Here is a 15,086-nt window from a genome sequence, read left to right on the forward strand (position 1 = left end):
AAGCATCTCCCCGTCAGGCAGCCGCCTCGTACAACTTCGGTGCAACCACTTCGCCACTTTCCAGGCTCTTGCGCAGAATGTCGGCCTGCAATGCAGCCGCTTTCATGGCGCTCTCCTTGATATAGCCATAACCACGAATTCGCTCCGGCAGACGTGCCAGGTTCAAGGCGGTATGGCGATTCTGTGCTTGCAGGTGCTGAAGAATCAGTTCGATGTCACGCACGTAACCGTCAATCAGCTCCCTCTCCTGTTTGCGCTCAAGGCTGTGGCCGAAAGGATCAAGCGCTGTGCCACGGAGGAATTTGAATTTCGCCAATACATTGAAGGCGCGCAGCATCCAGGGGCCGAAACTGCGTTTGCGCGGCAGGCCGTTGTGCGGATCGCGTTTTGCCAACCATGACGGGGCCAAGTGGAATTCCAGCCGATAATCGCCTTCAAACTGCGCTTCCAGCTGGCGGGTAAACTCGCCGTTGCTGTACAGCCGTGCCACTTCGTATTCATCCTTATAGGCCAGCAATTTGAAATAGTTGAACGCAACCGCTTCAGAGAGCATCGGCTGCTGACCGGGAAACACGCGTGATTCGGTATCGCGCACACGTTGCAGCAACTCCACATAGCGCTTGGCATAGGCGCCGTTCTGATACGCCTTCAAGGTTTCGACATTGCTCTGAATACGCTGATCAAGGTCCATTGGCTGCTGCGGCTCGCTGACCTTCTGCTGCGGATTGACGAAGGCTTCGACCGCCGCAGGATCATGGGCGGTACGACGGCCCCAGAGAAACGCCTGCTGATTGAGATTGACCGCCACCCCGTTGAGTTCGATCGCCTTTTCGATGGCCGCCGAGGTCAGCGGAATCAGGCCCAGCTGAAACGCGTAACCGAGCATGAACAGGTTGCTGGCGATGCTGTCGCCCATCAGCCGGGTGGCCAGCGATGTGGCTTCGACGAAGTGGGTCTTCGCAGCGCCGACCGACTCGATGATAGTCTGCTTCATGGCCTCGGCCGGAAACACGGCATCCGGGTTGCGCGTAAACTCGGCAGTCGGCGTTTGCTGGCTGTTGACCACCGCGTGGGAAATCTTGCTGTCGAGCTTGGCAATCGCATCCGGCCCGGCCGCTACCAGCAGGTCACACCCCAGCAACAGATGCGCCTCCCCAGCCGCGATACGCACCGCGAACAAATCCTGCTGACGCGCTGCAATACGGATGTGGCTGACCACCGGGCCGAATTTCTGTGCCAACCCGGCCTGATCGAGCACGCTGCAACCCTTGCCTTCCAGATTCGCGGCATAACCCAGCATCGCACCGACGGTGGTTACGCCTGTTCCGCCAACCCCCGGCAACAAAATATTGAACGGTCGCTCCAGCGACGGCAGTACAGGTTCGGGCAAGCGAGCGAACGCCTCGACTTGCTTGGGCAATGCCGGCTTACGCAGCTTGCCGCCATGCACGGTGACGAAGCTTGGGCAGAAACCTTCTACGCAGCTGAAATCCTTGTTACAAGCGTTCTGATCGATTTCGCGCTTGCGGCCCTGAGCCGTTTCCTTGGGCAGCACAGACAGGCAACCGGATTTAACCCCACAGTCGCCGCAGCCTTCACATACAGCCGGATTGATCAACGCACGCTTTTCCAGATCCGGCATGGTGCCGCGTTTGCGACGGCGGCGCTTTTCAGTCGCGCAGGTCTGATCGTAGATGATCACCGATACGCCTTTGAACTCACGCAGCTCGCGCTGCACGCTGTCCAGATCACGCCGATGATGAAAGGTAGTAATCGGCGCGAAATTCTGTCGACTCGGGTACTTGTCCGGCTCGTCGGAGACCAGCGCAATACGCTGCACGCCCTCGTTGAACACCTGGCGGCTCAGTTGATCGACGCGCAGTATTCCGTCGATTGGCTGGCCACCGGTCATGGCAACAGCATCGTTGTAGAGGATCTTGTAGGTGATATTGACCTTGGAGGCCACGGCTGCACGCAGCGCCAGATGCCCGGAATGAAAGTACGTGCCGTCGCCCAGATTCTGGAAGACGTGAGGTGTTTCGGTGAACGGTGCCTGACCGATCCAGGTCACGCCCTCGCCGCCCATCTGGGTGAAGGTATCGGTTTCCCGATCCATCCAGATGGTCATGTAATGGCAACCGATCCCGGCCAGGGCGCGACTGCCTTCCGGCACACGCGTCGACGTGTTGTGCGGGCAGCCGGAACAGAAATGCGGAGTGCGCTGGGTGTTGAACAGCGGAGCCTGAAGCGCCTGCTCCTTGTCGCTGAGAAACTGTAGACGTGCCTCGATCTGCGGGCTGCTGTAGAACGGAGCAAGACGCTTGGCGATGACCCTGGCGATCATCGCCGGGGTCAGTTCGCTGAGGTTCGGCAGCAGTGAACGGCCCTGTTCATCGAACTCACCGACCACCACCGGGCGGCGGTCCACGGGCCAGTTGTAAAGCTGCCCGGTCAGTTGATCTTCGATGACACTGCGTTTTTCCTCGACCACCAGAATTTCGTCCAGCCCTTCGGCAAAGTCGTGCACCGAGACCGGTTCCAGCGGCCAGCTCATGCCGACCTTGAGCACGCGAATCCCGACCCGGTCGCACAGCTCCTGATCGATACCCAGCTCTTCAAGCGCCTGACGCACATCCAGATAGGACTTGCCGGTAGTAATGATGCCCAGCCTGGGCTGCGCAGAATCGATAACCACCTTGTTGAGCTGATTGGCACGCGCGAAGGCCCTGGCCGCGTAGATCTTGTAGGTGTTGAGCCGCGCTTCCTGGGCCAGCGGCGGATCCGGCCAGCGGATGTGCAAACCGCCTTCCGGCAGTGCGAAATCTTCCGGAATGCGCGTTTTGACCCGCAACGGGTCAACCTCGACCACGGCTGAAGAATCCACGTTCTCGGCAATGGTCTTCATCGCCACCCAGCAACCGCTGTAACGCGACAATTCCCAGCCGATGATGCCGTAGTCGAGAATTTCCTGAACATTGCTGGGGTTGAGTACCGGGATCATCGAAGCGATAAACGCATGTTCGCTCTGATGGGCAATGGTCGATGATTTGCAGCCGTGGTCATCGCCCGCAAGAATCAGCACACCGCCATTGGCTGCAACGCCTGCCGAGTTGCCGTGCTTGAAGACATCCCCGCAACGGTCCACGCCCGGGCCTTTGCCGTACCAGAGGGCAAACACGCCATCGTATTTGCCGTGGGGGAACAGGTTGACCTGCTGACTGCCCCAGACGGCCGTAGCCGCCAGTTCTTCGTTGATGCCCGGCTGAAAATGGATGGCGTTTTGTTGCAGGTAGTCTTTGGCGTCCCAAAGGCTTTTGTCCAGATTGCCCAACGGCGAGCCGCGATAGCCGGAAATAAAACCGGCGGTATTCAGGCCCTGCGCTTCATCACGTTGTTTTTGCAGCATCGGCAGGCGAGTCAGGGCCTGTGTGCCGGTCAGGTACAGATTACCGGTGGCAAGCCGGTATTTATCATCCAGACGAATATCAGCCAGAGACATGCGGATACCTCTCTTGTTCTTGTCTTGTTCTTATAGGTGTCAGGCTTTTGCGCAGGGACGGTCCAACCCGGCAGCCTTGCCATTAGACTGCCAGCAGCAAAGAGGCTTTTTCTTTCTAAATGCGTGCAAATCTGCTGATATTGAGCATGCTTTTTTCGACCAGAACAAAAAACAAGGTCAATTCATGCAGCCTAAATTGAGCCCCATCGATCGCAAGATTCTTCGTCTACTGCAACATGACGCCAGCCTGTCGGCGGCAGAAATCGCCGAACGGGTCGAGTTATCGCAATCGCCCTGCTGGCGGCGCATCCACCGGCTTCAGGAAGACGGAGTGATAGAACGCACTGTCGCCCTGCTCAGCACTCAGAAGCTCGGCCTGAGCATGACCGTGTTTGTCGAGGTCAAGCTGTCGGGCCATGGCCGGCGCTATCTGGCCGAATTCGAAGAAGCGATCATCGGCCACCCGGAGGTGCTGGAGTGCTACACCATGGCCGGGGGGATGGATTTCATGCTCAAGGTGGTTGCCCAGGACATCGCCAGCTATGAGCGCTTCCTGCGCGATCATTTGCTGCAGTTGCCGCACGTACATGAGGCCCATTCGAACATTGCCATGAGCACGGTGAAACGCACCACGGAGTTGCCGCTGGACTAGAGGGTGTAGGGTGGGACCGAAAAAGAAAAATCCGTCGAGCAGGCGCTGGCGGATTATCTGGGTCGATGAGGGCAATAAAAACATTTGACTTGCAAATGATAATGATTATTATTGCATCAGCGGGTCGCGAGATCCGCTGGATAACCTGGAAGTCTTAGGTCGGCTTCCTGATTATCTCCTCATCAGGCTAATCACGGTTTTTGACCCGGCTTTTTGCCGGGTCTTTTTTTGGTTCTTTCTTTTGGTTTCGCTGCTTCAGGCTAATGAAGTCTGGGTACTGCGCAGGTGTGTAGCAATGGCGCAGATCATAGCAAAGCAACCCTGATACGGGTCATGTTTTTGCAGCGAAAATGCCCGGATAAGGCATATAAAAAGTAAATGCTGCAACTTTTCACTTGAGAATGATTCTCGCATTCACTAGTCTACTCTTGTCACGGACGATGCCTGTCATTGCAAGGAACAATCCCCATGGAAGATCAGCGAGCGATACATCATGAGTAATCAGCTCCCTTCTTTGCTGCACCTCCCCGCCCGCCTGCCTGAGCCGCAACCCGCGCCGCAGGTCATCGAACTCGGCCACCGGCTTGGCAAGCTTTCGCGCCGTACCCGGCAGATATTTCTGCTCAGTCGGCTCGACGGTCTGGCGTATGCCGACATCGCCCGTTTCATGGATGTCGATATCGCCCGGGTAGAGCGCGCGATGCTTCGCGCACTGGGCAAGGCACATCTTCAGAGCACCGATGACAGCCGTGCCATTCAGGACCAGGCCAGCCGCTGGTATGCGCACTTGCAGAGCCCTGCTGCAACGGCCAGTGAACGCATCGAATTTCGCCACTGGCTGGACGCCGATGCTGCACACCTCTCAGCGTTCCAGAACAGCGAGCGCATGTGGCGCCAGTTGCAGGCACCCGCCCTGTTGCTCGGTGCGTCCGGCTGGCATCGGCGCAAGCGACGTGCCTATCTGGTGTGGTGCCTGCTGACGGCATTCATCTGCAGCCTGATGGTCACCGCCGAGGCTATTTCTTGACACAGGATGACCGCTGCGATGAAGTTTACGTCGCAAGGTGCCCGGTTGATCGGTGTACAGTAGCGGCCTGAAAAGGCATCTACGTAAGCAGGCACCTATCTTGACCCTCACGATCAGTTCAGATTTCGACAGTGGCAATATTCAGGTTCTCGACGCAAGCGACCCCGCGCATATAAGCCTGGCGATCCGGCCAGACACGCAAAGCGCGCATTTCCAGTGGTTTCATTTCAAGGCTGACGGCCTGAACGTCGGCCAAACCTATGGTTTCAGCCTGACCAATGCCAGCGAGTCCACCTTCAACAATGCCTGGACCGGCTACAACGCCGTAGCGTCCTACGACCAGCAGAGCTGGTTTCGGGTGCCGTCCGGTTTTGACGGCAAGGCACTGAACTTCAGCCTTGCGCCTGACCAACCGCAGGTCTGGTTTGCGTATTTCGAACCCTACAGCCGTGAGCGCCATGACCGGCTGATCGAACAGGCACAGGAAAAGGCCGGCGCACACTTGCTGGCTGTCGGCAAAAGTGTCGAGGGTCGTGATATTCAGCTGCTGCGCAAAGGTGACGGTGCCGAAGGCAAGCGCAAGATCTGGATGATTGCCCAGCAGCATCCCGGCGAGCACATGGCTGAATGGTTCATGGAAGGCGTGATCGAACGCCTTCAGCAAAAAGACGACGCAGTGCTGCAGCAATTACTCGCCAACGCGAACCTGTATCTGGTGCCTAACGTCAACCCGGACGGCGCCTTTCATGGCCACTTGCGTACCAATGCCAACGGCAAGGATCTCAACCGCGCGTGGCAGGACAGCACTGAAGAACAAAGCCCGGAAGTCTTTTTCATCAAGCAGCAGATGGAAAAATACGGCGTGGACATGTTCCTCGACGTGCACGGTGACGAGGAAATCCCCTACGTATTCACCGCCGCGTGTGAGGGCAACCCGGGGTACACCGCGCATCAACGCCAGCTTGAAGAGCGCTTTCGCAGCCGTCTGTGCGAGGTTAGCGACAGCTTCCAGACGGTCTACGGCTACCCGCGCAGCGCGCCCGGCCAGGCCAATGTGAACCTGGCGGCAAATGCCGTGGGCGAACGCTATAAATGCCTGGCGCTGACGCTGGAGATGCCGTTCAAGGACCACGATAACGCGCCGGACCCGGTAACAGGATGGTCAGGCGAACGCTCGGCGCAACTGGCCGGGGATGTATTGACCGTGCTGGCCGAGATGGTTAACGACCTGCGCTGAAGACTCCCGCCTGTCGGCAAGCCGAGATGCCCACTTAAACGTGGGCATTTTTGTTTTTGCTGGCTGTACGGCGTACGATCAAACTCGCCAATGCGATTAATGCCAGCGTGATCACCACTGCTCCGTAGACATTGCTGGTCATCACCAGCCCTGCCGAGTGGGCAAAGAATCCGGCAACCAGTGCCGGTATGCAGAAGGCCAGGTAGCTGAGTACCAGAAGGCTGACATCAGCCCTCCCCGCTCATGGGCATGCGCGGTTGGCATGAGCATCCGCAGTGCGCCCAGAAAACTTGATCCGAAACCGATGCCCGCCACCACGGCACCGACGAAGAACAGCCACAACATGCCAAGGTTGACCGCCAGTAGAATGACCGCCACACCGAGCGGCAAAAAGCTTGCGCCTACCCACAATCCCAGCACCGGCTCGCGCTGACGCAAGCTCAGAATCGCCAGCGCGCCACTGAGCGTCAGCGCCGCAACCGCCAGGCCACCGTTGAGTGGCGAGTTCAAGCCAGTCGCCGCTGCCAGCAAGGATGGGCTCAGCGACAGAAAAAAACCGCCCAGTGCCCAGGCTGCTATATCCACCGGCAGTACCAGCCATAACATGCGCCGCGACTGCTGCGGAACGTGCAGCGATGGCTTGAGGGATTGCCAGACGCCTGGCTGGCGGCTGACGGTTTCTTCCACTCGGCCAAGGTAAATCGCTTGCGCCACAAAGGCGGCCAACAGGAAGCAGTAACCCAGCACCAGTGGCAACGGCGCGAACTGCACCAGCAGTGCCGTGCCCAGTGCCCCCACCGCCATGCCGAGCATGGGCGAGATGCTGTTGATCAGCGGCCCTTTGACTGAATCGCTGTCCAGCAAGGCAGCCCCCAATGCACTGGCAGCAAGTCCTGTAGCAAACCCCTGCAACAGACGCGCGGCCATCAGCCAGCTAACATCGCTGGCAAAAATGAACAGCAACATCGAAACGATTTGCAGCAGCAAGGCACCGAAAATCACCGGACGCCGCCCCAGGTAATCAGACAACGAGCCACCGATCAGCAAGGCGGCCAGCAGGCTGAATGCATACACTGCAAAAATCAGGGTGAGCACGCCGGACGAGAAGCCCCATGCCTCCTGATACAGGTGATAAAGCGGCGTGGGTGTGCTGGACGCGGCAAAGAAGCACAGTGTAGTGAAGGCCAGAAACCCGAGATGGCTTCGCGCCCGGCCATCAGACTTGAGGTCTGATAGCGTCGAACCTTGTGAAGGAAGGGACATGAATACGCTCTCCGCCAATGCAACCTGTTAAAGCCATAAATTAGCTTTTGCGGAGTGTGCGACGCAGGAGCGCTTAAAGCAAATACTTTGTGTTAAGGTCCGCCGTATGGCTATCAAAGAAGCAGTACGCACCGGAGGCCGCAGCGCCCGAGTGCAGGAATCCATTCACCGCGCGGTCCGCGATTTGTTGCTGGAGCATGATCGTTCGGCGCTCAGCGTGCCAATGATCGCGCTCCGGGCGGGCGTTACGCCGTCGACCATTTATCGCCGCTGGGGTGACTTGACCACCTTGCTGGCAGACGCCGCCATTGAGCATCTGCGCCCTGATGCGCCAATAGATCAAGGCAGTCTGCACCAGGACCTGCTGACCTGGAGCGAAATGTATCTCGACGAAATGTCATCGACTCCAGGTCGAGCCCTGATGCGCGATGTGGTCGCCAGCACCTCTGGCTGTGTCGGCAGGTGCGCGGCAATGGTCCGTGAGCAATTGCAGGTGATGATTGATCGTGCGACGGCTCGCGGCGAAGCCTCGCCGACCGCCGATGACCTGATTGATGCCATCGTTGCGCCGATGATCTACCGGATTCTGTATTCCGAATCGGCCCCCACGCCCGAACGCGTGCGTCAATGGGTCGAGCGCTGCCTGAGCTGAGGCAACACTTGCTGCAGTCAGTGGCTGAAACTCCCGTTATGATGCGCGCCTTGTCCGATATCAATGACCGAGCCTATTCATGCACACCCTCGCAGATCTACGCGCCGGCAAGCTGGCAGGTATCAAACGGCTTGACCTTTCCTGCGGCCTGAGCGAATTCCCGGTCGAGATATTCGACCTGGCGGACACCCTGGAAGTATTGAACCTCAGCGGCAACTCGTTGACTTCGCTGCCTGACGACCTGTGCCGCCTTACCCGGCTGCGCGTGCTGTTCGCGTCAGACAACGCGTTCACGCACCTGCCGGAAAGCATCGGCCAATGCCAGCAGCTGCAGATTGTCGGCCTCAAGGCCAATCGCATTGAACAGGTCAGCGCCGCAGCACTGCCACCGCGCCTGCGCTGGCTGATACTGACCGATAACTGTATCGAGTACCTGCCTGATGAACTGGGCCGTCGCCCGGACCTGCAAAAGCTGATGCTCGCTGGCAATCGCTTGCGTACGCTGCCCACGACCCTCGCTGATTGCCACAAACTGGAGCTGATCCGCATTGCGGCCAATCGCCTGACCGAGCTGCCGGACTGGCTGCTGAGCCTGCCTGCCCTGGCATGGCTTGCCTATGCCGACAATCCACTGTGCGCCGAGCACCGTGCCGAGCCGATCCGTCAGATCCCGTGGCATCAGTTGAGCATCGGTCAGCGCTTGGGCGAAGGCGCTTCCGGGATCATTCAGCAGGCGCTCTGGCAGCACGCAAACAATGAGCGAATGACGGCGGTCAAGCTGTACAAAGGCAGTGTCACCAGCGATGGCTCACCGCTCAATGAAATGGCCGCCTGCATCGCCGCTGGCCGTCACGCCAACCTGATCGAGGTGCTCGGGCAAATCAGCGGGCATCCCGATCAACAGCGTGGTCTGGTCATGGAACTGATAGCGCCCGACTTCGGCAATCTTGCCGGGCCGCCGAGCCTGGAGTCCTGCACCCGCGATGTCTATGCCCGCGAAACACGCTTTTCGCTGCCGGTACTGTTACGTATCGCCGAAGGCATCGCGTCGGTCACTGCGCACCTGCATGCCAACGGCATCACGCATGGCGATCTTTATGGCCACAACATTCTTGTGCAGGAAGATGGCAACTGCCTGCTGAGCGACTTCGGCGCGGCGTCGTTTCACCCGTCAGCGGTACAGGGAAAGGCGCTGGAGCGCATCGAAACACGGGCATTCGGTATCTTGCTGGGAGAATTGCTGGAGCGTTGCGATGCAGATGAGCAGAACCAGAACGTCATCGAGGGGCTAAGGGCGCTTCAGGCGAGTTGCGTACAGACTGATTGCCAGCGACGACCGTCACTGGCGGAGATTCTTCTACAGATAAAAGCATGGGGCGCGTAAAGCGCTCCATTACACAGTGATCAGCCTGCAAGACCCACGTACACGTTCTGCACGTCGTCGTGATTGTCGATGGCTTCGAGAAACGCTTCGACTTCGGCCATCTGCTCCTCGGTCAGACCATCCACGGTGCTTTTCGGGCGATAACCCAATTGCGCCGACTGCACGGTGAAACCAAATTCAGGGAGCGCCTTGCAAACCGCATCCATGTCTGTGGATTCGGTCAGGAACAGCGTAGCGCCCTCCTCAGCCGACTCGAAATCCTGGGCATCGGCTTCGATTGCCGCCAGCTCCGGGTCGGCATCCGCTGCTGCAGGGACAGCCTCGATCATGCCCTGATACAAAAAGTCCCACGAAACCGAGCCCGCAGCACCCAACTGGCCCTTGCGGAACAGCACGCGAATTTCCGAGACCGTACGATTGATGTTGTCGGTCAGGCACTCGACGATCACCGGTACGCGATGCGGCGCAAATCCTTCGTAAGTCAGACGCTCGAAGTTGACGCTCTCGCCCAGCAGGCCTGCGCCTTTCTTGATGGCACGCTCCAGGGTTTCGCGCGGCATCGAGGCCTTTTTGGCCTGTTCCACTACCAGCCGCAGACGCGAGTTCATGTCCGGGTCTGCGCCAGCGCGTGCGGCGATCATGATCTCCTTGGACAGCTTGCCAAACGTGCGTCCCTTGGCATTGGCTGCCGCTTCTTTATGCTTGACCTTCCACTGTGCGCCCATGTCTGCTCTCTTGATTCGCTAGGCACCTCGCCGCCTGCGCCTGCACGACTGACAGAACGCGGCGCTGGCAAGGCGCTGAAAAAGGGTCACCGGCAAATATCCTGTCCGGCGCGGCGCATTTTATACGCGATCACGGCAGATGAAACCCCCGCCGCGCACATTGCTCGAACGAACTCGCCAAGATGGCTGCCAATCGGGCCGACGGCAATCATCCGCTTTCCATCACTGCTTGTAGTCTTTTTCCGAAAAACCTTGCAGCAATGCTTTTAGGCCAAGGTATTCCGTAACCTGCGCACCCTGATTTTGAAGGTAGAGAGCCCCGCAGATGCGCAAGGACCTGCAAATGCCAATCATACTGGCGATTACCGACTGCCAGACGGATCTGCATGTCATCAGCTTCACCGGCCGTGATGCTCTCAATGAAGCGTATCGCTTCGATATCTGGCTGATCGGCGCCCCTCTTCTGGATGTGCGCAGCCTGCTGCACCGAGAAGCGTTTTTGAGGTTCGGTGAGCGTCGCGGCGGCGTGCATGGCCAGATCTGCCATGCGGCCCGAATCCACAGCGGGGCTCGCGTGAGCCTTTATCACCTGATCCTGATGCCCAGCCTTGGCAAGCTTGCAGCCCATCGGCACCGGCGCATCTATCAGGATATTGCGCCTCCTCAGTTGATCGCTCAGTTGCTTGAGACACACGGTATTGGCGCAAACGCTTACCGCTTCGAGCACATGAACGGTCTTTACCCGGCCAGACCGCTGCATATCCAGTACGACGAAAGCGATCTGCACCTGCTGCAACGCCTGTGCGAGGAAGAAGGCATTCATTTCCGTTTCGAACATCGTCAGAGCGGCCATCGGCTGGTGTTCTCGGATGACTCTGCAAGCTTTCCGGCACAGCCAGTACCCTTACGGTTCAAGCGTCAGGAACAGTCAGGCGCATCGACCGGGACGCTCTTGCACATGGCAGAAGTGCTGACGCTTCCAGGCGTTTCGCGACAACCCGCTCCAGGCCTGAAACAGACGCAGCCCCCCTCGTCAAAGCACGACGAGAACGCCAGAACACCCGCAGCCAATCATGCATTTCAACCGTCAGGCGTTCTCGGCCCAATCAGCCAGGAAGAGGCGCTAGGTCGCCAGCGCGGCATGCGCGAGCTGGAGCGCTTGCGCTGCGAACGGCGCGAGGTCAGCGGGCACAGTAACCGGTCTGGCTTGCGCAGTGGCGAAGTCATACAGGTGCTTGATCACCCGGAGCCATTGCTTAACGACCAATGGTTGCTGACCGAAGTGCTGCACGCAGGTCGGCAATTACAGGTGCTCAGAGGGGCCACCGCCCATGATGCCCTGGCAATCCTGCGCATCCTCACCGACGAGCAGCGCTCATCACCCGCAGCCGCACAGCTATCAGGCAATGGCTATGGCAACCGTTTCAAGGCCATCCCCTGGGCGATGCCGTTTCGCCCTTCAGCCAGACATCCTCGACCGGCCGCCACAGGCGATCATATAGCCACGCTGCAAGACAGCGACACGTACGCAGAACAGCCCGGCTACCGACCGGTTCGTTTCGACTGGCAAGCGCAACACCCGGAAGACCGAACCACCCAGCGCTGGCCGATGGCGCTGGTGGCCTGCCGCGAGATTCATCAGTTGCTGCCTGGCTCACGCGTACTGGTCCGTTATCTGGACAGTCATCCCGAGCGCCCGGTTATCTGCGCAGCCCTGCCACCGGCTGAATATGCCTCGCAAGACAGTCTGTGGCACGGCGACCAGTCTGCAAAACCAGCCGATTGCATTCGACTTGCGAGCGGCCGGCACCTGCGCGTTACAACAGACAGCGAGTTGATTGTTCACGGGCAGGCGGCAGAGCTGCACATTGATGCGCAGCACATCCAGATTCTGGGTCGCGTAGATCAGCAGTCCTTGAAATCCGGCTGGCGCTTGTCGATAAACGCGTTCATGCCCTCCTTCTGATCGTGACTGGCGAAGGCTGCGTGAAACACCCGGCGCTCGAACCGGATGCCTTCGGCCAGACTGACCTCGAACGCGCGGTTGACGCTCTCCTTGACCATCATCGCCACCGGCAGGGACTTGCCGGCGATCACCGCCGCTACCGCGAGGGCTTCCGGCAGCAACTGCTCAAGTGGCACTACCCGCGCAACCAGCCCGGCACGTTCGGCTTCGTGAGCATCGATCAGGCGACCGGTCAGGCACATTTCCATGGCTTTGGCCTTGCCGACGGCGCGAGTCAGACGCTGCGTCCCGCCCATGCCCGGCAACACACCGAGATTGATCTCCGGCTGCCCGAACCTGGCGTTTTCAGCCGCCAGAATGAAATCGCACATCAACGCCAGTTCACAACCGCCACCCAACGCAAAACCGGCCACTGCCGCCACGATGGGTTTGCGCCGCGCGGCCACCCGATCACTTTCGCGAAACAGGTCGTCGAGGTAGATTTGTGGGTAGGACAGGTCGACCATTTCCTTGATATCGGCACCGGCCGCAAAGGCTTTTTCCGAACCGGTCAGCACGATGCAGCCGATGGCACTGTCTGCTTCGAACTGGTCGAGTGCGTGGTTCAACTCGTCAATCAATTGAGCATTCAATGCATTAAGTGCCTCGGGACGGTTCAGCGTAATCACGCCAACCTTACCTATAACCTCACCTAGAATTGTCTCGTAAGACATTGATAAATATCCTTTTAAATTAATAACCATGCACAGGCATAAAACCTAGAATCTACATTCGAAAAAAAACCGTAACTCTTTGAATAAATTATCTAATCGATGATTTCAATGGCGACGGCGGTGGCCTCTCCGCCACCGATGCAAATCGCCGCCACCCCGCGCTTGAGCTGCCTGCGCTGCAAAGCCGCCAACAGCGTCACAATGATCCGCGCGCCCGAAGCGCCTATCGGATGACCCAGCGCGCACGCCCCACCGTTGACATTGACCTTCTCGTGCGCAAGGCCCAGTTCACTCATCGCTACCAGCGGCACGACTGCAAACGCTTCGTTGATCTCGAACAGATCGACGTCATCCAGCGCCCAGCCTGTCTTGCTCAGCAGACGCTGAATGGCGCCTATCGGTGCGGTTGGAAACAGGCACGGCTGATCAGCAAATGCCGCATGTGCGTAAAACACCGCCAAGGGCCGCAACCCTCGCCGCTGCGCCTCGGACTGACGCATCAACAGCAGTGCTGCGGCGCCATCGGAGATTGAGCTGGAGTTGGCTGCCGTAACCGTGCCGCCCTCGCGAAAGGCGGGTTTGAGCGTCGGGATCTTGTCCGGACGCGCCTTGGGCGGTTGTTCATCGTGAATGATCTGCCTGGACTCTTTACCCACGGTGACCTGCACCGGCACGATTTCTGCGTCGAAATGACCGTCGGCGATGGCCTCCTGCGCGCGGGCCAGTGACGCCAGAGCGAACGCATCCTGCGCCTCGCGACTGAAACCGTTCGACCCGGCGCAGTCTTCGGCGAAGGCACCCATCAGCCGACCCGGCTCATAGGCATCCTCAAGGCCATCCAGAAACATATGGTCCAGCACCTTGCCGTGCCCCATGCGGTAGCCATTGCGAGCGCGATCCAGCAGGTAAGGTGCATTGGACATACTCTCCATGCCGCCAGCCACTACCACCGCCGTGCTGTCTGCCATCAACAGGTCATGGGCCATGATTGCGGTCTGCATACCGGAACCGCACATCTTGTTGACCGTGCTGCACAGCGTCGCATTGCCTAGCCCGGCCCCGAGCGCAGCTTGTCGGGCGGGCGCTTGACCGAGGCCCGCCGGCAGCACGCAACCAAACAGCACATGCTGCACGTCTGCACTTTCAATGCCTGCCCGCTCAACGGCCGCGCGGATGGCGATCGAACCCAGTTCTGTGGCACTCAGGCTCTGCAGATCACCCTGAAAACCGCCCATGGGCGTGCGCGCAGCGCTGACAATGACCACAGGGTCTTGATGAAGGGGTGTCCTTTCGATGGACATGATTATCTCCAGTCTTGTTTTTATAGGATCGGTCGAATCATCAACCTGCTGCCTTGCGGACGCAATGGTTGAAACAGGCAGATTAGCGGGTATCCCGGCATTGCGCCCGACAGGACGAATCTCTCATGGCAGACGAGGTCTGAAGATGACTGAACCCGACGCTGGAGCACACGAATGTCGCTACGCCCGATCCGCGCCCTGCTCTCAGGCCTGCTTATCCTTGGTTTGAGCGCGTGTGCACTCATCCCCCATCGAGACCCGCTGACGATCAACGTCGTCGGTATCGAACCCGTTCCCGGGCAGGGACTTGAACTGCGCATGGCGGTCACATTGCGGGTGCAGAACCCGAACGAAACCGAGATCAACTACACCGGCGTGGCGCTGGATCTGGACGTGAACGGTAAGCTGCTCGCCTCTGGCGTGAGCAACCAGAAAGGCACCGTAGGACGCTTCTCCGAGGCGGTGCTGGTGGTGCCGGTCAGCGTGTCGGCGTTCGCCGCCTTGCGCCAGGCACTGGGGCTTAGTCAGAGCCAGCGTTTGGACAATCTGCCCTATACGCTTCGCGGCAAACTGGCTGGCGGCCTGTTCGGCACGATGCGCTTCAGTGACAGCGGCACGCTGGATTTGCGCCAGGCCGAGGGAGATCCCTGGTAACCAGTCATTACGG

11 protein-coding genes and 1 pseudogene are annotated in these 15,086 nt (G+C 59.0%); 7 read left to right on the plus strand and 5 right to left on the minus strand.

Annotated features, from left to right (window positions below; all coding sequences use genetic code 11):
* Positions 1-13 precede the first annotated feature (13 nt).
* Entirely contained in the window at positions 14-3,499 is a 3,486-nt protein-coding gene (locus AC4ANK_RS15905; RefSeq protein WP_002553254.1) for an indolepyruvate ferredoxin oxidoreductase family protein, read from the minus strand.
* A 184-nt stretch (positions 3,500-3,683) separates the two neighbouring features.
* Between AC4ANK_RS15905 and AC4ANK_RS15910 the strand changes: the two genes are divergently transcribed.
* The 3 genes from AC4ANK_RS15910 to AC4ANK_RS15920 all read left to right on the plus strand — a co-directional run bounded on the left by AC4ANK_RS15910 (position 3,684) and on the right by AC4ANK_RS15920 (position 6,415).
* On the plus strand, positions 3,684-4,151 hold the full coding sequence (locus AC4ANK_RS15910; RefSeq protein ID WP_002553253.1) for an Lrp/AsnC family transcriptional regulator: 468 nt from the start codon (positions 3,684-3,686) through the stop codon (positions 4,149-4,151).
* Between the two features lie 493 nt (positions 4,152-4,644).
* Positions 4,645-5,178, plus strand: coding sequence for a sigma factor-like helix-turn-helix DNA-binding protein (locus AC4ANK_RS15915; protein ID WP_002553251.1), 534 nt, complete (start codon positions 4,645-4,647; stop codon positions 5,176-5,178).
* Between the two features lie 100 nt (positions 5,179-5,278).
* The gene (locus tag AC4ANK_RS15920; RefSeq protein WP_031594742.1) at positions 5,279-6,415 is read left to right on the plus strand and encodes a M14 family metallopeptidase; all 1,137 of its coding nucleotides are present in this window, start codon (positions 5,279-5,281) and stop codon (positions 6,413-6,415) included.
* Between the two features lie 34 nt (positions 6,416-6,449).
* Here the strand turns inward: AC4ANK_RS15920 and AC4ANK_RS15925 are convergent.
* A pseudogene (locus AC4ANK_RS15925) lies at positions 6,450-7,678 on the minus strand (MFS transporter).
* Positions 7,679-7,784: 106 nt separating this feature from the next.
* Between AC4ANK_RS15925 and AC4ANK_RS15930 the strand changes: the two are divergent.
* Positions 7,785-8,330, plus strand: coding sequence for a TetR/AcrR family transcriptional regulator (locus tag AC4ANK_RS15930; protein WP_002553247.1), 546 nt, complete (start codon positions 7,785-7,787; stop codon positions 8,328-8,330).
* Between the two features lie 79 nt (positions 8,331-8,409).
* The gene (locus AC4ANK_RS15935) at positions 8,410-9,714 is read left to right on the plus strand and encodes a leucine-rich repeat-containing protein kinase family protein (RefSeq protein ID WP_460385011.1); all 1,305 of its coding nucleotides are present in this window, start codon (positions 8,410-8,412) and stop codon (positions 9,712-9,714) included.
* Between the two features lie 20 nt (positions 9,715-9,734).
* Here AC4ANK_RS15935 and AC4ANK_RS15940 read toward each other — a convergent pair whose 3' ends face one another.
* The gene (locus tag AC4ANK_RS15940; protein WP_460385009.1) at positions 9,735-10,439 is read right to left on the minus strand and encodes a YebC/PmpR family DNA-binding transcriptional regulator; all 705 of its coding nucleotides are present in this window, start codon (positions 10,437-10,439) and stop codon (positions 9,735-9,737) included.
* Positions 10,440-10,764: 325 nt separating this feature from the next.
* Between AC4ANK_RS15940 and AC4ANK_RS15945 the strand changes: the two genes are divergently transcribed.
* Positions 10,765-12,405, plus strand: coding sequence for a type VI secretion system Vgr family protein (locus tag AC4ANK_RS15945; protein WP_460385007.1), 1,641 nt, complete (start codon positions 10,765-10,767; stop codon positions 12,403-12,405).
* Here the strand turns inward: AC4ANK_RS15945 and AC4ANK_RS15950 are convergent.
* Both AC4ANK_RS15950 and AC4ANK_RS15955 read right to left on the minus strand, forming a co-directional pair.
* Entirely contained in the window at positions 12,345-13,118 is a 774-nt protein-coding gene (locus AC4ANK_RS15950) for an enoyl-CoA hydratase (RefSeq protein ID WP_002553244.1), read from the minus strand. The genes AC4ANK_RS15945 and AC4ANK_RS15950 overlap by 61 nt on opposite strands.
* Positions 13,119-13,210: 92 nt before the next feature.
* Positions 13,211-14,419 carry an acetyl-CoA C-acyltransferase gene (locus tag AC4ANK_RS15955; protein WP_031594744.1) on the minus strand — a complete coding sequence of 403 codons (1,209 nt, stop codon included), beginning with the start codon at positions 14,417-14,419 and terminating at the stop codon, positions 13,211-13,213.
* Between the two features lie 174 nt (positions 14,420-14,593).
* Here AC4ANK_RS15955 and AC4ANK_RS15960 point away from each other — a divergent pair, with 174 nt between their 5' ends.
* On the plus strand, positions 14,594-15,073 hold the full coding sequence (locus AC4ANK_RS15960; RefSeq protein ID WP_002553242.1) for an LEA/WHy family protein: 480 nt from the start codon (positions 14,594-14,596) through the stop codon (positions 15,071-15,073).
* The last annotated feature ends 13 nt before the right edge of the window (positions 15,074-15,086 follow it).

It is taken from the genome of Pseudomonas sp. Pmew2 (genome assembly GCF_058129885.1).